13 protein-coding genes and 1 tRNA gene are annotated in these 17,918 nt (G+C 48.6%); 5 read left to right on the forward strand and 9 right to left on the reverse strand.

Annotation, left to right across the window (positions count from 1 at the left end; translation table 11 throughout):
• Positions 1 to 21: 21 nt before the first annotated feature.
• The 3 genes from BUC02_RS07410 to BUC02_RS07420 form a co-directional block, all read right to left on the reverse strand.
• Entirely contained in the window at positions 22 to 1,215 is a 1,194-nt protein-coding gene (locus BUC02_RS07410) for an MFS transporter (protein ID WP_083564476.1), read from the reverse strand.
• A gap of 84 nt (positions 1,216 to 1,299) precedes the next feature.
• Positions 1,300 to 2,460, reverse strand: a complete 1,161-nt coding sequence (locus BUC02_RS07415; protein ID WP_073320808.1) for a class I SAM-dependent RNA methyltransferase — start codon at positions 2,458 to 2,460, stop codon at positions 1,300 to 1,302.
• 49 nt (positions 2,461 to 2,509) lie between these two features.
• Complete coding sequence (locus BUC02_RS07420; protein ID WP_073320811.1) at positions 2,510 to 4,540, reverse strand: carbohydrate-binding domain-containing protein; 2,031 nt, start codon at positions 4,538 to 4,540, stop codon at positions 2,510 to 2,512.
• A gap of 227 nt (positions 4,541 to 4,767) precedes the next feature.
• On the opposite strand from BUC02_RS07420, the gene BUC02_RS07425 reads away from it, so the two are divergent.
• The 5 genes from BUC02_RS07425 (at position 4,768) to pheS (ending at position 12,776) form a co-directional block, all read left to right on the forward strand.
• Positions 4,768 to 6,240: an FISUMP domain-containing protein gene (locus tag BUC02_RS07425; RefSeq protein ID WP_073320815.1), complete on the forward strand. Its 1,473-nt coding sequence runs from the start codon at positions 4,768 to 4,770 to the stop codon at positions 6,238 to 6,240.
• 2 nt (positions 6,241 to 6,242) lie between these two features.
• Positions 6,243 to 6,776, forward strand: coding sequence for a pyridoxamine 5'-phosphate oxidase family protein (locus tag BUC02_RS07430; RefSeq protein ID WP_073320817.1), 534 nt, complete (start codon positions 6,243 to 6,245; stop codon positions 6,774 to 6,776).
• A 234-nt stretch (positions 6,777 to 7,010) separates the two neighbouring features.
• Positions 7,011 to 8,279, forward strand: coding sequence for an FRG domain-containing protein (locus tag BUC02_RS07435; protein WP_139261062.1), 1,269 nt, complete (start codon positions 7,011 to 7,013; stop codon positions 8,277 to 8,279).
• Between the two features lie 4 nt (positions 8,280 to 8,283).
• Positions 8,284 to 11,676 carry an FISUMP domain-containing protein gene (locus BUC02_RS07440; protein ID WP_073320823.1) on the forward strand — a complete coding sequence of 1,131 codons (3,393 nt, stop codon included), beginning with the start codon at positions 8,284 to 8,286 and terminating at the stop codon, positions 11,674 to 11,676.
• A gap of 77 nt (positions 11,677 to 11,753) precedes the next feature.
• Positions 11,754 to 12,776, forward strand: coding sequence for a phenylalanine--tRNA ligase subunit alpha (gene pheS / locus BUC02_RS07445; protein WP_073320826.1), 1,023 nt, complete (start codon positions 11,754 to 11,756; stop codon positions 12,774 to 12,776).
• 85 nt (positions 12,777 to 12,861) lie between these two features.
• Here the strand turns inward: pheS and BUC02_RS07450 are convergent, their stop codons facing one another.
• The 6 genes from BUC02_RS07450 to BUC02_RS07475 all read right to left on the reverse strand — a co-directional run bounded on the left by BUC02_RS07450 (position 12,862) and on the right by BUC02_RS07475 (position 17,851).
• Positions 12,862 to 13,845, reverse strand: a complete 984-nt coding sequence (locus BUC02_RS07450) for a TrmH family RNA methyltransferase (RefSeq protein WP_083564477.1) — start codon at positions 13,843 to 13,845, stop codon at positions 12,862 to 12,864.
• Positions 13,846 to 13,869: 24 nt separating this feature from the next.
• Positions 13,870 to 14,445 (reverse strand): 5-formyltetrahydrofolate cyclo-ligase, encoded by a 576-nt coding sequence (locus BUC02_RS07455; RefSeq protein ID WP_073320829.1) that lies wholly within the window; start codon positions 14,443 to 14,445, stop codon positions 13,870 to 13,872.
• Between the two features lie 56 nt (positions 14,446 to 14,501).
• Positions 14,502 to 15,659: a ribonuclease D gene (locus BUC02_RS07460; protein ID WP_073320832.1), complete on the reverse strand. Its 1,158-nt coding sequence runs from the start codon at positions 15,657 to 15,659 to the stop codon at positions 14,502 to 14,504.
• A 65-nt stretch (positions 15,660 to 15,724) separates the two neighbouring features.
• Positions 15,725 to 17,011: a type II toxin-antitoxin system HipA family toxin gene (locus BUC02_RS07465; protein ID WP_073320835.1), complete on the reverse strand. Its 1,287-nt coding sequence runs from the start codon at positions 17,009 to 17,011 to the stop codon at positions 15,725 to 15,727.
• Between the two features lie 6 nt (positions 17,012 to 17,017).
• Complete coding sequence (locus tag BUC02_RS07470) at positions 17,018 to 17,428, reverse strand: helix-turn-helix domain-containing protein (protein ID WP_073320838.1); 411 nt, start codon at positions 17,426 to 17,428, stop codon at positions 17,018 to 17,020.
• Positions 17,429 to 17,778: 350 nt separating this feature from the next.
• Positions 17,779 to 17,851, reverse strand: a tRNA-Gly gene (locus tag BUC02_RS07475).
• Positions 17,852 to 17,918 lie beyond the last annotated feature (67 nt).

Raw genomic sequence — 17,918 nt, forward strand, 5'->3', positions numbered from 1 at the left:
TCCGGGAACAAGAGCCCGGGCTTATCCTTCAAGTTTATTTTTCGAATAATGTCTTGCGGTCCACGTGAAGTAAAGCACGTCGGCAATTACGAGTGCTATGGCGCAGGCCAGGAATACCGGCTGGTGCATGCCGAAGTGTTCGGCCATGGAACCGCCCGCTAAAATTCCGGTGCCAATGCCGATGTCCCAACCGCTCAGGTATGTGCTGTTGGCGGTGCCGCGTTGGTCGTGGCGGGCGAGATTCACGCACATGGTCTGGTATCCCGGAAAAATCAGGCCGAGGCTTGTGCCAATCAAGAACGCCGAAATAAAGAAGGCTGCCGGCGTATGGCTGAAGGCGAGGATAAAGTAGGCGACTACGTTCAATGTCATGCCGGTGCCCACCAGGTGAATCAGGTAGCCACGGTCAATCAGGCGCCCTGTCATAACTCGGTTCAGAATCAGGCCCGCTGCAATCAATGCATAGAACCAGCCGGTGCCGCCAATGCCAAGTTCCTTGGCGTAAAGGGCGATGTAGTTCGTGACCGGACCGTAGGCGAACCCGACGAAAATGAAATTGGTGAACTGGGGAATGGCGCGGGTCAAGAAGAATCGGTCGAGCGAAAGCGGAGCGTGCGGCTTTTTGTCCTTGCGCGGCACGTTCAACGTCTGCACGAGAACTAAGCCGATCGCGCACAGAATAATCGAAACCGCAAACACTATCGTATCGCCGAAAGCCTCGTACAGGAACATGCCGGTCATGGGACCGGTCGCAAACGCCAAATTCACGCTGATTCCGAAATAGCCGATGCCTTCGCCGCGACGGCTTGCGGGCAGGGCATCGATGGCGACCGTATTGCTCGCCGTGCTCGAGATTCCAAAGAACAAACCATGCGCAAACCGCACGGCGGCAAGAACCGGCAAAATGCCGACAGTCTTGTAGCCCAAGAAACACGCGGTAAACCCGAAGAATGTCCAGAAGTACAAGGGCTTGCGGGAAAGCGTATCTACCAAGAATCCGGCAAAGGGTCTGCAGGCAAGAGCCCCGATTGTATAAAGCGAAATAATGAATCCGGCAGTCGCGTTGTCGGTTGCAAATTTCTCGATAATGTAGAGCGGGAGAATCGGAAGCAGCTGGTAAAAGCTAAAGAACAGCAGAAAGTTCGCGGCGGCAACCGTCACGAAATTCCGCGTCCAGAGCGGCGGTTTTTCTGTTGTCAAAACATCAGCTGGCATAATCCCTCTTCAATATAATGCGGAATGTGAAGTGTGTAATGTGGAATGATTTCATTTCTCATCTCACATCTCACACTTCACATCTCATTTCCTCTCCAGCATCACGATGGTTTCGAGGTGCGGGGTGCCGGGGAACAAATCGAGCGGCTGCACTTCGCGCACGCGGTAGCCGTAGCGTTCCCATTCTTTGAGCGATGCCGGGATTTCGTCGGTGCCGCAGAACACATGCGCGACGCGGATGGGTTTGCGCATGGCAAGTGCGTGAATCACGCCGGGTTCGCAGCCCTTGCGGGGCGGGTCCAGCAGAATTTTTTCGGGTTCGTTCACGACCGGCCGCGGAAGGCGAGTCTGCACGAACATTTCGTCGATCTTGCCGGCGATAAAGCGGTAAGACTTTTTAAGGTGCTTGGCAGAAGCCTTGGCGCAATCGATGGACGGACCTTCCCATTCCACGCCCAAGACGTCCTTGGCGGCTTCGCCGAGTGCAAAGCTGAACAATCCGTATCCGCAGTACAAGTCCAAGAAATGATCCTCTTTGCTCAGGCTGAGCATGCGGCTTGCCGCCTTGATCAAGTTGTGAATCTGGCTCTCGTTAATCTGGCTGAATCCGGTAACGGGGTAGCGCAGGCTGAACTTGCCAAGCGACAGGCTCATTTCGCGCGGACCATAGAGCTGCTTGAAATTCAGACCGTCTGTTGGGCGCTTCGATTCCAGATAGTAATCCGATTCAGTCGTGTCCACGTAGGCGTGTGCGGCAGTTACCTTGAACGGAGTTTCTTTCAGTGCGTCCGAAATCAGTTTGAGCTTGCGCACGACGCTTGCGTCAATCTTCTTGATGTTGAAAATCACCACGCGGTACTGGTAAGTGCCACGAATAATGATCCAGTTCAAAGCGTAAGCGAGCGGCTTGTAAGCCGGCTGAATCAGCTTTTCGAACAAGAATTCGTAAATCTTGTTGTGTTCTTCGGGTTCGAGCATCGATTCTTGACGGTCGAACTGCAAGTTGCCTGGCTGCATGTACACGCGGCGCTTGCTCGTGGTACGGTAGCTGCGGGGCATGGGGCTTGCAATCACCTTTTGCGGAGTGCCCGCAAGGCGATTGATATCCCAAAATTCCTGGATAGCCGCATCTTTAATGCGGAGTTCATCTTTGTAGTCGAGCATGGCGAGCGATTCGCCGTGGGCGGAATCTGCTTCGCGGGTGTAGCCCGGAACCTGATGTGCAATGGCTTGTTCGAAAAACATAGCCATAAATTTAGAAAGTTTTAAAGTCGGTAAGGAATCGTGTATCGAGTTACTTGTACATGTAGACCTTGCCGTTCGGGAACTTGAATTCCTTCATGCCAGATGTATTCACCTGGCTTACGGACTTGACGTCGCCACCATAGAAGATGGTACTGCCTTTGTATTCCGGCTTGAAGGCCGCCTTGTCGGAGCCGTACCAGTTGTCGCTGGTGAAGCTTACAGATGCGCAGTTCGGGGTGTCTGTCGAGTAGTCGCCGAAGGCGAGCAGCACACCGCCGGTAATTTCGAATCCGGTATCGGTGTCAATGAGACCGCCAGCCATGTTGGAGGGGCAACCATTGCCGCCTTGTTGGCCGCCCATGCCCGGGAATCCTCCCATGCCGCCTCCCCAGCCCATGCCACCTTGGTTCTCGTAGCTCTGGCCGGTAATCTCAAGAATCAACACGCCGCCGCTCATCTTTGCTGAGCCGTTGGCATCGAGCACGTCGATCATGTTGCCCTTCGAGGCGATGTAATGGTAACCGCCGCTAATTACCGCATGTCCGCTGGATTCGCTGAACATGGAATATCCGCCTGAATTTTCCTTGGCGCCACCGGCTGCATTCCAGCCGTCGTTGGTGGCAAATGTCGCGGTAACGCCGCCCTCGGCAATAATCTTGTAGGCTTCAAGGCCTTCGTAAGCGGTCTTCACGTTAACCGTAGAACCCTTCAGGTACAGAATGGAGTCCGCGTGAATGCCGTCGTCCTTGGTCGAAATAGTCACGTTGCCCGCATTCATGAACACTTGGTAGTGAGTATGGATAGCGTCATCGTCCGAAGTCACGTCGATGGTGCCGCCGTCCACATAGACATACTTTTCGGCCGAAAAACCCTTGCCGGTAGAAGTAATTTTGACGGTCGAGGTTTCGGTGGAATCGCTGACGCGGATAAAGTTTTCTGCCTGGATGCCGTCATCGCCGGCCTTGATGGTGATATTGCCACCCGAGATTTCGACAATGCCCTTGCCTTCAACGATTTTCTTGCATTCGCCGTTGACCTCTTCGCATTCGTCGCTTTCGAGACCGTCGCCTTTTTTGGCGGTAACGTTCAGGACGCCGCCCGAAATCTGGAGGCTGCCCTTGCCCTTGATGGCGTTTTCTTCGGCTTCGACTGTAATGTTGCCGTTCTTGATTTTAAGGTCGTTGCTGCACTGGATGCCGTTTCTGAACTTGCCCTTGACGGTCAAGGTGCCGGCGCCCTTGATGTTCAAGTCGTCTCTGGAGTAGATGGCGGCCTTGGCGGTATCTTGTGCGCCGTTGACCTTGGTGAACAAATGGTTGCCGTTGCCGTCTTCGACAACGTTAGTGGTGCCCTTGACCAGGTGAATCACTGTCTTGTCGGCGTTCTTCACGAGAATCGGGGCGTTTGAACTTTTCAAAGTCGCGTTGTAGAGGTAAATGCCGGTGTTGCCTTCTTTTTCGGCGGCCGGAGTGTTTACGACCACCTGGAAGTCGGAAGATTCGCCGGTTACGTAGTAGGCGCCCGGGCAGGTGATGGTTGCACTTTTTTCGGCAATTTCGACGCAACCGTTGTTGTTCTCGACGGTGGCTGTGGTGCCTGCAAGTTTCAGGAGTATCTGCGTGCCGTCGAGGGTTCTGGAATCCTCGTTGTCATTCTCGTTATCGCCGGATTCGTTTCCGGGATTGAAAGGAACTACGCTGCTGGAACTATAAAATTCATTGCCGGGGAACCCTTCACTGGAACTGGAAAGGTTGCTGCCCGGAAACTGGTTCTCGGGAATTTCAGTGCCCGGAATTTCATTGCCTGGATTTTCTGTTCCGGGAATTTGGCTGCCGGGATTCTCGTTGCCAGGAACTTGATTGCTTGGATCTTCATAACCAGGAATTTCGTTGCCCGGAATCTGGTTACCAGGAATTTCAGTGCCGGGAACTTCTGTTCCGAAAAATTCGTTGCCAATGGGGTCTTCGGCTGAGATTGGTGCTTCGCCGTTGGGTACCGCGTTCGTAGTATTGTCTTCGAAACAGGCCGTTAAGCTCAATGTTACGGATGCCGTAATCACAGGCAACTTCATGAATTTCATTGAATACTCCTTTTTCTTGTAATATAGACCAAATCCCAGGTGTAGGCAATATTTCAATAATAGTTTCCGTTGCTGTAAAAAACAACAAAAGTAAACTTCTTTTTGTGTAAGAGGTGTGTAAAAGTCTGGATTAATATTGTCTCACGAAATCGGAATTATTAACGTAAAGCCTGTTTTAATAAATTAAATTTGGAAAAATAGTTCCGTTGGGAATATTAGGAGACTTTATGAAAAATGTTGTTGCGGCATTCTGTATGGTTGTACTTCTTGTGGCGTGTGGAGACGAAGGCTCTTCGACGGAAAGTTCGCAAGAGAGTGCCCCGGTTTTTGAGTATGGAACATTGACGGATTCCCGCGACGGCAATCAGTATAAAACGATTCGAATCGGTTCGCAAAACTGGATGGCCGAGAACCTGAAATATGCGTATGTGGATAATGATAAGGTTTCTTGTAAAAATGGACTGAAATCGAATTGTGATTCGTTGGGCCGCTATTATACATGGGCTGAGGCTATGGATTCTATAAATTCGGGCTGTGGCACGGATTATTCTTGGTTTTGCACACAAGGAAAATATGCCTTGCCTAAGCACTTTCGAGGGATATGTCCCGAAGGTTGGCGCTTGCCGACAGAAGAAGATTGGAATACTTTAATTGACTATGCCGGAGGTGTTGATTCGGCTGGTTTAAAATTGTCTACGAATAAATTACGTGACGGGTGGGATTCCTTTGGCTTTAATGCATTACCGACGGGAATATATTTTTGGTATGAGGTAGATTCGCTGTGTTACTATGGAAAAATGACCTATTTTTGGACTTCTTCTGAAAATGTGCTTGGCGGCGCCACAAGTATCTTGATGGGAGCGGGAGATTATTTTAATGCCTCTGGTTCTGGAGAACTTTATTGGATCCCGACCGAAACCACTTTGAGAGGTTCTCATAAAGCGGACCGTATGATGGTTCGTTGCATTGAAGACGAAGGTTTGAGTGTGTCGGAAAAGTCTTACAAGACGGAATACAATGATTCTGTTTTAGTGGATAAGCGCGATGGTCATGTATACAAAGTGGTCTCTATCGGCAACGAAGTTTGGATGGCTGAAAATCTGAATTATGAATATAATGATAATGTGCAAAGCGTATGCTATAAGGAAGATTCAGTCGATTGCCAAAAGTATGGACGACTTTATACCTGGGCCGGGGCCATGGGACTAGATGAAACGAAATACGGCGTATCTGGGTCGGCAGGTTTTTTGCCGTATCCGCATCAGGGGGTTTGTCCTGAAGGTTGGCATGTTCCCTCGGTGGATGAATTTTTAAGGTTGATAGAGGCTGTGGGTGGATTTTCTACTGAGGGCAAGAGTTCGTATGTGGATGGTAAACTTCTAAAAAATGGAGAAGCCTTAATGTCTACGTATGGTTGGAACTATGATAGGAATGGTTCGGATAAAGTGGGCTTTTCTGCTCTTCCTGCAGGAATAACAAGTTTTTATGTTCTTGAAACTATCAAAAGTGTTGGAATCGATCGTGTTTATGGACATGAGGCTAGTTTTTGGAGCGATACTGAGAAACTTCTGGAAGAAAAACCGGTGATGCTCTCGTATGCGTATTACTTGTTGTTGTCTCCAGGGTCAATACCTACGAAGCACCGTTTTGATACGGGGCCTAAAGGGGAATTGATGTCTGTCCGCTGCGTAAAGGACTAAGTATGCGACGTAAAGACCGAGAAGTTTTGGGCGACGAGAATATCGCGAAGATTATCGAGCAGTGTACGACCTGCCACATTGCGATGATAGACGATGTAAACGCGGGAATGCCCTACGTGATTCCGATGTCGTTCGGGTATAGTTTGATGGATGGTGTACTGGAATTGTATTTCCACTGTGCGCATGTAGGAAAGAAACTAGACTGCATCCGCAAAAATCCCAATGTCGCATTCAGCATGTGTGTCGAGAACCGCATCGAGATTCACGAAGATGTTTATTGCAAGAGCGGGCGCTTTTACGCAAGCGTTGTCGGGCAGGGTAAAGCCGAAATCGTCGAGGATACCGCCGAGAAATGCCGCGGGCTCTCGCTCCTGATGGAACGGCAGGCCGCAAGTGCTGCTCACGCTACAGGTGCGGCGCAGCAAATGCATGCTGCACCGCACAAGTTCGAATTCACGCCCGCGCAGGCCGCCGCCGTGACCGTATTCAAGATTACAAGCACGAATTTCACCGGGAAAGCGAAGGCTGAAAAGTAGATTTTGAAATTTTCGCATTTTGCGAAAAATGCTTTATAAGGCGGTCGAAAGACCGCTTTTTTCGAGTATCTAAGGAGAAAAAAAAACTCGTATTACTAGTCGTTATTCCAACTTGGAATATCGTTTTTTCTCAAAAAATGGCCGAAAAACGAAAAAGTAGTTGACATTGTTTTTTTTTGTTTACATTTGAGGTGATGGAATTAAAAAACGGATAGATTGCTTGTTGAGGATGATATGAAAATAGGTCAATATGTAAGAGAACATTTGATTCCGTTGCTTGAAAAAATGAATCAAGAAGATTTTAAGCAAGTTTTGGATAATGTGTCATCTGGTGAAACCAAGGAAATTTTTGGTCTTCATAATTCAGGTAGGAGTATCCCCTTTTTGGAATTGGAGGGGAATATGAATGATAGTTTAAAACGGTATTATTACACGAAAAATCCAATTAAGCGTCAGGATGGTAAAGTTTATTATTTGACCTCGCAATGGTATGAAGATCAGTTCATTAAGATTGAGAATTGGTTAAGTGGATATATCAAAAAATATGGTTTAAAAAAAGATGTTGCAGAGGTAAAAAGTTTATCAGAATATCTTCAATGGGTTAAAGGCAAAAAAGATACTAATCGAGATGAACCCGAGTCATTAGAAAATTTTTTAGCAAATATTTTACAGAATCCTTCGGAAAAATCGTGGATTAAAAAAGGTCTTGGTGATGTCAAGATGTCAAGTAGATGTTTCTATAGGGGACATAGTAAAATTAATTACAAATTAAAGTCTAGTGTTCGAAGACAAGATAAGTATTCTGAAGAAATTCTGTTTAAAAAGTTTGAAGCACAGTTTTATGATGAATTGCGGGGAAAAAGTGTGTTTGAAAAACTCGCAGTAATGCAACACCATGAATATTATTCAAGATTGTTAGATATTACAGAAAACCCATTAGTTGCTTTGTATTTTGCATGTAAAGGAAATCAGGATGCCGATGATGGGGTTGTTTACGAATTTACATCTGAAATTTCGGAAGTCCTGTTTGAAAGTGATGATGAAACAAAATTCTTGGCGGCGTTAGCAGTTTTAAAGCAAACGGATAAAAATAGATTGTTTTATTTAGTTACAAATGGTGTTTGCAGAGTCTCAGATTTTAACTTCAGCTTATTGAAACAACAAGAAAAAGAAGAAATTAAAGCTATTCTTAAATCGGTTGATGTTACCATAAGGGATGATTTTAACCTGTCTAGAGTACTTTATCCGAGAATTGTTCAGCCTAATAGCAGTTTGGAAAGGATTAAGAGGCAAAGCGGTTTGTTTGTTATGGATCCCTTGTTTGAGTATAATGATGAAAAAAAATCTAGTTCGCTTGAATTTCAGATGGTCTTTGATAGAGTGAAAATTCCCTATACTTGTAAAAAAGATTTGCTGAAAGAGCTTGATTCCCTTTGTATCAATGAATTTACGTTGTTCCAAAATATGGATTCTTTTTCAAAGTCAACAAAAATGAGAGGTTAAGGTTATGTGGTTAAGAACATATCTCTTTGCGATTCTCGTTGCTTCGGCAACGGTTTTTGCTGCCGAGTGGACCGGTTCCGCAGTAGAACCGGAAAATATGAAGAAGATCGATGGCAAGTCATTCTATGTCATCACAACGGCAGAGGAACTTGCGTGGTTTGCGGCGCAGGTTAATTCGGGCCAAACGACAATAAATGCCGTTTTGGATAATGACATTGTGTTTGGTTCAAGTATGACTTCTATAGGAACTTATAATTGGACTCCAATTGGTAAGGATTCGAGTCACATTTTTAATGGGATTTTTGATGGTGATAATCATAAAATTTATGGTTTGAATATAACGGGTGATACGGTAACAGTTCGTTTTAGCAAAACGCATACGGTTTTGTATGAACGAATGGACCTGTCTTCCCTTGTCGGAATTTTAGGGACATCGGGGATAGTAAAAAATTTAGAAGTTGTTAGTGGACGTGTTGTAGGACGTTATGTTGGGGGATGTGTTGCGCAGAATAGAGGCCATATTCAAAATTGTGTAAATAGAAATAAAATTGTATCATATCATGCTATTATAAATGGAATGTATGGAAATGGCGATCTTTATATGGGTGGTATAGCTGGATATAATTCTGGGACGATTAGCGACTGCAAAAATAACGGCTCTGTAACGCATGAAAATTCTGGTTCAGACAATGTTGCTAATATGGGTGGTATTGTTGGATATAATAGTGGAAGAGTTTATTCTTCGGATAATAATGGATCGTTAGGTAGTACGAGGACAAATTATGTTGGAGGCGTTGTTGGAAAAAATTTAGGAGTTGTTGAGGAATGTTCTAATTCAGGTTCTTTTTCTTCGACAACTGCAGGAGGTATTGCAGGTTCTAATTCTGGAGAAATAAGAAAATGCTTAAATAGTGCAACTATTGGAGGCAATGGTAATGGAGGTGGAATAGTTGGAGAAAATAGTGGATTGATTGATTATGTGTATAATAAGGGGCTAGTAACTTGTGGTGATGGAACAAATTCTGGAGGATTGGTTGCGTTAAATTCGGGGACAAATGCTGTATTGAAAAATTCATTTAATCTTGCGATAGTTGAATGTAAAAATTCTGGAGCGAAGTCTGGAGGGGCTTTGGTTATGTTGAATAAAAATTCTGGAAAAATAATAAATACCTATTATGATGCTACAGTATTGACTGGTTTAAGTGCTGTAAAAGATAATTCTGCAACAATAACCAATGTTAGTGGGAAATATACCACTGATATGCAAACTGACCAGTTCGCATGGATTCTTAACACTTCAAACGGTACCGAAGAAAATAGTGGTGTATGGACTCGCGGAACAGATGGCTATCCTACTTGGGCAACTGAAGATTCCTTGGCGATTCACAAGGTGGTTTTCGATGATGACGGAACCACGAGTAACCGCTACACAAATTATAAGGGGCAAGTTTCATTTCCCGAAAATCCTGAAGCACCCGTGGGTCTCGTATTTAGTGGCTGGTATAATTCTAATGATATCAAGGTCAAGCCGACCACTGTGTTTTCTGTAGACCAAACTGTCAATGCTGTCTATGTCGATGCAAGTGATGTTTTCTGGACCATCAATTTCTACAATGCGGTTCCTGCCGATACGGTATTGGAATCCAAATCCTATCAGCATGGTAGCATTGTGACTTATGGTGGTGTCGCTCCGACACTTGCTTCCACGGCCCAGTATATCTATACCTTTAAGGGCTGGGATGTAGAACCTACAAATGCTGTTGAAGATTTTGATTATCATGCTGTTTATGATTCTACTATTCGTTCGTATGCGATTTCTTTCAATAATACAGATGGCTCCGAAATTGAAAAAGCGACCTTTGAGTATGGCAAAATGCCGAGCTGCAGTAAGACTCCGACTCGTGATGCGACTGTCGAATGGACGTATTCTCACAAGGGCTGGAAACCTGCTCTAGATTATGTCACTGAAGCTGCTGCCTATACCGCAATCTATGATTCTAGCAAGATCAAGTATAAGGTAACGTTTATGAATGGTACGACCGTTATTGATGAACAGATGATCCCGTATGGCGATTCGGCTGTTGCCCCAGCCAATGTGACTCGCGAAGGTTATAAGTTTGTTGGTTGGAATACTTCTTTTGCGGAGGTGACGGAGGCTTTGACGGTCAAGGCCTTATTTGAAGAACTGATTATCCGCATAGTCAATGTTGTTAACGGTGATGGCGAAAAGATTGATAGCGTTAAAGTTGAGAATGGCGAAACATACATGCTTCCTGAAGCTCCGAAAAAAGATGGTTACACCTTTGATGCTTATTACGATGGCAATCTGAAACTTGGTGTTGCAGGTGATAAAATCACTGTGACCGCAAACATCACGATTATTGCGAAGTATATTGAAAATCCCAAGAGCAGTTCAAGTTCTGCAGTTAGCTCTAGCAGTAATCCGAAATCGAGTTCCAGTAAGGTTGGATCTAGTTCAAGTGAAGTCAAATCTTCAAGTTCTACGCAATCTACGGTGGTATATGGAGAACTTTATGATGAACGCGATGATCGAAAATATCGTACAGTAGTTATTGGTTCTCAAATATGGATGGCGGAAAATCTTAGCTATGTGACATCGGAGAGTTGGTGTTATAAAGATGACACTAGTAATTGTATCAAATACGGACGGCTTTATCGACAAGGTGCTGCGGCTCAAGCATGCCCTGCTGGTTGGCATTTGCCGAGTAAAAGTGAATTTCAGAAACTTTTTGATTATGTTGGAGGAGTATCGTCTGCCGGATTGTATTTGAAAACGACTAGTGGTTGGAATAATAATTCCAATGGAAAAGATCAATATGGCTTTAGCGTTCTTCCTGCAGGGATTAGACGAGAAGACGGGTATTACTATGATATCGGTGGTCATGCAATATTCTGGATGTCTGACAAATATGCTCATGTTGATGTTGTTGAAGCTGCAGATGTTCGCATAGGGAGTGATAATGTAACCTATGGTTTTTCTGTTCGCTGCTTAATGACATCTGATAGTTCTTCTATATTTGTAAGCTCTTCTAGCACGGCGAAGAGTAGCAGTTCTGTTGCGAAGTCTAGTTCGAGTCGTGTTAGGTCTTCCAGCTCCGCAAAGAGTTCGTCAAGTTCGAAGGTGAGGTCATCTTCTAGTGCGAAAACAAATGCTATTGAAGTCAGTGTTGTTCCGCAGTTCTTTGTCCAGGTGGTGGGTAGAAATCTGCAGATTTCCACTGCCCGCATCGGAAATGCTTACGCTCTCTTTGATTTACAGGGTAAGGTTCTGTTGCAGGGGCGTGTGCAGTCTGCAAATTTTGAAATCCCTGTCGCACGCTCGGGTAATTACCTGATTCGCGTTGGAAATAATGTTCAGCGAATAGCAGTCAAGTAGAAATCAATAAAATTTCAAGAAATGAAGCTGGCCTTCTTTGAAAGGTTGGCTTTTTCTTTTCTATTTTTGTAGCCACTATGAGTGAAGCTATTAACAATGTGAAGCAGGCGTTTGACGCAGAACTTGCGCAAACCGACCTTACGAACCAAGAAGCCGTCAACAACCTCCGCGTGAAGTACCTGGGCAAGAAGGGTGCCGTCACCGACCTCATGAAGCAGATGGGGAGCTTGAGCGCCGAGGAACGTCCGGCTTACGGCAAGCTCGTGAACGAACTTAAGGTCGCCGTCTCCGAGGCAATCGACAAGGCTATCGAGACCGCGAACCAGGCTGCCCTCCAGAAGAAACTGGAAAGCGGCTTTGTAGATACCACGCTCCCGGGTGCAGGCATCCCGGCGGGCTCGACGCACCCGCTTTACGACGTGCGCGAAGAGATTATCGACTTCTTCAGCCAGATGGGTTTCGAGGTGGACTTCGGTCGCGACATCGAAACGGACTGGTACAACTTCGAAGCGCTCAATACGCCTCCTGACCACCCGAGCCGCGACATGCAGGACACGTTCTACGTGGACGACAAGGTGATGCTGCGTACGCATACCTCCGGCACGCAAATCCACTACATGGAATCGCACAAGCCGCCGTTCCGCATGATTGCTCCGGGCCACGTGTTCCGCGTCGATAACGATGCGACCCACGCCCCGATGTTCCAGCAGTGCGAAGGCCTCGTGGTCGATGAAAACATCAGCTTTGCAGACCTCAAGGGTGTGCTGCAGGTGTTCATGAACAAGCTGTTTGGCGAAGGCGTCAAGACGCGTTTCCGCCCGAGCTTCTTCCCGTTCACGGAGCCCAGCGCCGAAATGGACGTGAGCTGCGTGTTCTGCGGTGGCAAGGGTTGCCGTCGCTGCAAGGGAACCGGCTGGATGGAAATCGGCGGTTGCGGTTCTGTGGACCCGAACGTGTTCAAGAACTGCGGCATCGATTCCGAGAAGTACACGGGCTTTGCATTCGGCTTCGGTCTCGACCGTATCGCCATGCTGCGCCACGCGATTCCGGAAATCGGCCTCCTGACCAGCAACGACCAGAGATTCCTGAGTCAGTTCTAGTTTAGACGATAAATATGAAAAAACGGACCATGTGGCCCGTTTTTTTGTATTAAATCGTTTTGTTTTCGGCGAATTGCCGAGTCGCTTACTTGATGCGGAGTCTCGCGTATTCGTACAGGCCGAGCGAAAGGGCCACCGAGGCGTTGTAGGAATGCGCTTCGGGCATCATCGGGATGCGGAGCACGGCGTCGCACTGCTTGCGGATAAAGGGCGGGAGGCCCACGTCTTCGCCACCGACGGCAATCACCGCCTGGTCGTTGAATTCAAAGCCGGCGAGGTTCGTCTCGGTGTCGGCATCGAGGCCCAGAATCTGGTAGCCCGCGAGCTTGAGTTCGCCGACGGCGGCTTCCAGGTTGTTCGGGCGGCAAATCTTCATCTTGTCGAGTGCGCCTGCGGCAGAGCGGGCGACAGCCGGCGTAATGCCGCACATGCCCTTGGCCGGGAGCATCAAAAGGTCTACGCCCAAGGCGAGCGCACTACGGATGCAGGCGCCCAGGTTACGCGGGTCTTCGATGTTGGTGCCCACGGCAATCAGCTTGCGTTCGCCTTTTTGCTTGGCGGCAAAGTATTCTTCGCGGATGTCTTCCCAAACCAGGAGTTCCTTTTCGTTTAGGAGGGCGACCACGCCGTGGTGCTGCGTCGTATAAGTATTTAGAACCTTGGAATCCACCTGCTGCACGTGCACATGGGCGCGCTTCGCGAGCTTCTGCAGTTCGTAGAGCTTGGGGTTGCCCGACTGGTGCATAAAGAGCACGCGGTGCACTTGCATGGGGCTGCGTTCCAGAAGGTCGGTCACTTCGCGGATGCCGCCGATAGCGGTTTGCGGAGCGCCATCGGGGTCACCGAAACTTGTGCGGCGGTCGCCATCGGTTTTACGGCGGGTAAAGCCATCGCGCTTTTCGCCGAAGCTATCGCGCGGTTTGAATTCTTTACGCGGTTCTCGGAAACCTTCACGTGGCTCACGGAAGTTGTCTCGGCGTTCAAAACCGTCACGAGATTCGCGGTCCTTGAAGTTGTGGCGAATGATACCGAATTCTGTTTCCTTATCGGAATTCTTGTTGAATGCCATAATGCAATCCTTTATCTAAAATCCTTAGGGCTTTTCCCTACAAATGATAATCTGGTCCATCTTGATGTCGGTCAGCTTTTGCACAAGCGGCTCCACGCTAATCTGCTTGGGAGTCGCGATGCCTGCCTTGTGGGCGTTCGGGTGCTTTGCCAAAAAGCGGTCGTAGTAACCCTTGCCGTGTCCGCAGCGTTCGCCGGTCAAGTTGAACTTGGTGCCGGGAACCAGGAACACGGTGAAGTCGCCCTCGTAGGCCGGAATGTCGCCGCGGGGTTCCATAATGCCGAACTTGCCCTTGACCAAATCTTTCTTGAGGCTTTGCACGTGGCAGAACTCCATGGTCGTGGGGCCCGTGCAGCGGGGGAGCAGCAAGCGGTCTTCGTCGGCGAGCTGCTTGATAATCGGCATAATGTTCGGTTCGCCCGTGAGCGGGTAGAATGCCGCCACCTTGCGCGATTCCCTGTAACTCTTGATGGCGTGGATTTCTTCCCACGGGTTTCCGATAAGTTCTTCGCCGTCGCGTTTTTTGCGCAACATCTCGAAAAGCGGCCTAGAGCCGAAAATCAAAAGGAGTAAAGCAGAAACGAGAAGTACAGATTCCATAGTATGCCTGCGGGGGATTTGTCCAGTAGCGGGCGGTTAAGGTGAGTTGAAAAAAATTAGTCGGGGTCGCCTACGCGCTTTGCGTTGGGCAAGTTCTGTTGCAAAATTTCGGTCCACAGGACGCGCTGCCAGTTCATGAGGTGCGCCTCTTCGTAGCGGGCCTCCCAGGGCATGTCTCCCGGGGCTGCAAGCCAAATGAGTTGCGCCTTGTTGGCCAAAAGCGATGGGTCAAGCTCCAGTTCCTCTGCCTTAAGGTCGCGCCAGGTCTTGAGTACCGAAAGCAGGTCGGAGTTCGGCACCACCGGCGGGGGCGGAGCCTTGGGGAGTCTTTCGGGCCAGTCCGATTGCGGCACGGCCACGGCCGTCTGCAGCATGTTCACGAACGAATCCAGGCGCTCGTCGCGGAAATTGCGGGGGAGCTTCGGCAACTTTTCCAAGTCCACGGTCGGAAAATTCGCTTCGCTGCGGCGTGCGATGGCGAGCATCAGTTCCACCGGCATCACCTTGTAGGGCGGGCGGTCCAGTTCCTGGGCCTGGTTTTCGCGCCATTCCCAGAGGAACTTGAGCACGTTCAGGGCGCACGGCGAAAGCGGAGCAGAACCCGTGACGCGCCAGGGGTCCTTTCTCTGCGGTGCCGGGTGCTTGGCATGTTCGATTAGGGCTTCGCACTGTTCGGTAAGCCAGCTCATGCGGCCAGCCTCTTGCAGTTTTTCCACGAGAATCGCGCAGAGTTCGTGCAGGTAGAACGTGTCGTGGATGGCGTATTCGCACATTTCGAGCGGCAGCGGTCGCGTGGTCCAGTCGGCACGCTGGTTTTCTTTCTTGAGTTCGTCACCGAAGTATTCGCGGACCAAGTCCGCAAGGCCCAGGTGATCTTCGCCCAGAATCTTTGCCGCGAGCATGGTGTCGAAAATCTGCTTCGGCGAGAATCCGTAAGTCTGCCACAGCAGTCGCAAGTCGTAGTCGGCGCCGTGGAAAATGAGCGTCTGCATGGCGCGGGCCTTGAACAAAGGGGCAAGGTCAAGCCCACACAGCGGGTCCACAATGTAGTGGTGTTCGCCGATGGTAATCTGGATCAGGCAAAGACGGGTGGTATAATGGTACATGGAATCCGCCTCGGTATCGACGGCGGCCATTTCGTACAGCTCCAAATCCGCGAGCAAATTCGCGAGCGATTCTTCGCTATCTACCAGTATGTATTTCTCGTCTTGCATCGGTAGGGTGAAATGTAATAAAATTTTTGGGTAAAGGGGGGCTTGCTTAATCTTGCGGAAAAAATTTACCGGTGCGCAGCCGCAATAGCGCGGATGATTCTTGTGGGGACTTCGTTTTGCTTTGCAAGTTTGGGCCACTCGGTGACGGCGCTTTTGACTTCATCGAGAATTTTTTTATAGCGCCCCTGTCGCAGTCCTGCAAATTTTGCGACCGCTTTGAAATCGTCTAGCGAGAAATTGTCTCGCTTGCCATTGAATGTCATCTGGTGAGTGCCGGTCCATAGACCTTGCGGATTGTAGGCGTAGGTCATGTCGAATGCGGGAGCGAGTTTCCACGCTCCACTTTTGTCCATCAAGAACCCGATGTTTTTGGCGTGGTCATCTTGGTTGCGGGCGCAGATGTTGAATGCCGCACGGCGGAACATTTCTTCGAGTGCGTCGTAGCCGAGGCCTAGCAGCTTGATGATATTCAGGGCTTGTTCGTAGCTGTAGGCGCCGGGCATGTTGAAGTCGTAATGGGCAAGGCCGCATAGCGACTGGTAATGCAGCTTTTTCCCGCCCGGCAGTCGGTCGAACCGTCGGGTCATAAAGTGCCTGTGTCCGGCGCATTCGTACAGCTTGCATTCGGTCATGTCTATACCGGCAAGCTTGGCCATTTGCGAGTAAGTGTATTCAATCGCGCCGTACCCAAACAGGTCTGCATTTTCCTTGTCGCCGTTTTGTTCCACATCGTCGAGTTTTAAAAGCCAGTAGCCGAAGTTCGCGTCTGTGGCCACCTGGCCTGAACGCATTTCGCCAGTTGCTTCGTCATAGGCGATGAGGATTTTCGCGCGGGCGCCTCCAGCGGAGGTTCCTACCCGGAGAATGTCCTCGAAGGATTTTGTGTTTTTTTTGCTGAGCTTTTTTGTGGAGAACCGCTTTCGTTGATTCAATACTTCGGCGGCGAAAATTCGCAGGTTTTCTACATCCAGGGAGTCGTCTGTGTGAGAATCGGGGCCTTGCAAGGGGAAAAATTCCAGCGCCCCCATGCCGCGATTCCCTGTGTAGCACAGGCGCTCAAGGGCGGTAAAATTTTCGGGGTGCCGGCCTTGCCGAATAAGCCATGCGTCAATGACTCTGTTGCCGAATTTGTCGGGGATGCTGTCTGCGAAAAGTCCCGGAAGTCCATGGAATGTCTTTGACAGCAGTGGAAACGAATAAATTTGCTTGGATACGGGCATTACTATAGGAGAAGGTTCTATTCCTGCTCCGATAAAATTAGGGGCGTATTCGAAACGCGCTGTTTGCTCGCCTTCGAGCATAGAAAGCGCGCCGATGGTCGTTCCCCAGAGTTTTACTTCGACTGCAATCATAATGCGTTACTTGTCTTCGTCCCATACCCAGGGCTTGTTCTTGGCAGGGCTTTCGGCGGCTGAATATTGAGCGGAGTTGTCGGCGACGGAATTTTCGCTGGTGCTTTTCTTGTGAGGAGAGCTTGCGCGATGGCGGTTCTTGATTTGCCCCATTTGCAAAAGTTGCATGGGCGAGGGAGAATCGTCCGGGAATATACTCAAGAAAGTCTCGAGCATGTTGCAGGCCCGTAGTACCTTAACTAGGTTTAACACTTGGACTGAATCGCCGCGTTCAATGCGTTCTACGGTTCCCTTGCTGACTCCGGATATTTGGGCGAGTTGGGCTTGTGTCCAGTTGTTTCTTATGCGGAATGCCGCCATACGTTTCCCTAGTAGGGCTAGTGCGGACTCGTCGGTTTGTGCTTTGTATATCGCCATATTTTCTCCCGTTGTTTAAATTGAATATAATAAAAATTGAATCTAAAAACAATAGTATTTCATTAGATTTGGTGAATTATTACCGAAATTACGTATTTATTCTTTAGATTTAATGAATTAATTTTTATAAAAAAGAGTGGGAAAAGGGACTGCGGCTGCGCCAGTCTCCGCTATGCGGCTGGCTTGCCGCCCTTCGGGCTCAACACTCACTTCGTTCGCGTTAAGCTCCAAATTCTTTTCACGGGCTTCGCCCAAAAAAGAATTTGGTCGCACCCTCTTCGAGGGTGCCGGGTCCCTTCCCGTGTTATAAAACGAAAAAAGACACCATATAGGTGTCTTTTTCGTTTTAGAGCGGGAAAAGGGACTCGGACCCTCGACCCCGACCTTGGCAAGGTCGTGCTCTACCAACTGAGCTATTCCCGCGGGGTTGCCCAATTATAGAATAATTGGGCGGAGGTGTCAAGGGGATGGTGACGCAAAAAATGAATTT

It is taken from the genome of Fibrobacter sp. UWOV1 (genome assembly GCF_900142495.1).
Classification (GTDB): Bacteria; Fibrobacterota; Fibrobacteria; order Fibrobacterales; family Fibrobacteraceae; genus Fibrobacter.

Coding starts and splice junctions, on each gene's coding strand:
- BUC02_RS07470 (WP_073320838.1), bottom strand. CDS start 17,428: ATGGCGATATACAAAGCACAAACCGACGAGTCCGCACTAGCCCTACTA.
- BUC02_RS07460 (WP_073320832.1), bottom strand. CDS start 15,659: ATGCAAGACGAGAAATACATACTGGTAGATAGCGAAGAATCGCTCGCG.
- BUC02_RS07425 (WP_073320815.1), top strand. CDS start 4,768: ATGAAAAATGTTGTTGCGGCATTCTGTATGGTTGTACTTCTTGTGGCG.
- BUC02_RS07450 (WP_083564477.1), bottom strand. CDS start 13,845: ATGGCATTCAACAAGAATTCCGATAAGGAAACAGAATTCGGTATCATT.
- BUC02_RS07440 (WP_073320823.1), top strand. CDS start 8,284: ATGTGGTTAAGAACATATCTCTTTGCGATTCTCGTTGCTTCGGCAACG.
- pheS (WP_073320826.1), top strand. CDS start 11,754: ATGAGTGAAGCTATTAACAATGTGAAGCAGGCGTTTGACGCAGAACTT.
- BUC02_RS07455 (WP_073320829.1), bottom strand. CDS start 14,445: ATGGAATCTGTACTTCTCGTTTCTGCTTTACTCCTTTTGATTTTCGGC.
- BUC02_RS07430 (WP_073320817.1), top strand. CDS start 6,243: ATGCGACGTAAAGACCGAGAAGTTTTGGGCGACGAGAATATCGCGAAG.
- BUC02_RS07420 (WP_073320811.1), bottom strand. CDS start 4,540: ATGAAATTCATGAAGTTGCCTGTGATTACGGCATCCGTAACATTGAGC.
- BUC02_RS07410 (WP_083564476.1), bottom strand. CDS start 1,215: ATGCCAGCTGATGTTTTGACAACAGAAAAACCGCCGCTCTGGACGCGG.
- BUC02_RS07415 (WP_073320808.1), bottom strand. CDS start 2,460: ATGTTTTTCGAACAAGCCATTGCACATCAGGTTCCGGGCTACACCCGC.
- BUC02_RS07465 (WP_073320835.1), bottom strand. CDS start 17,011: ATGATTGCAGTCGAAGTAAAACTCTGGGGAACGACCATCGGCGCGCTT.
- BUC02_RS07435 (WP_139261062.1), top strand. CDS start 7,011: ATGAAAATAGGTCAATATGTAAGAGAACATTTGATTCCGTTGCTTGAA.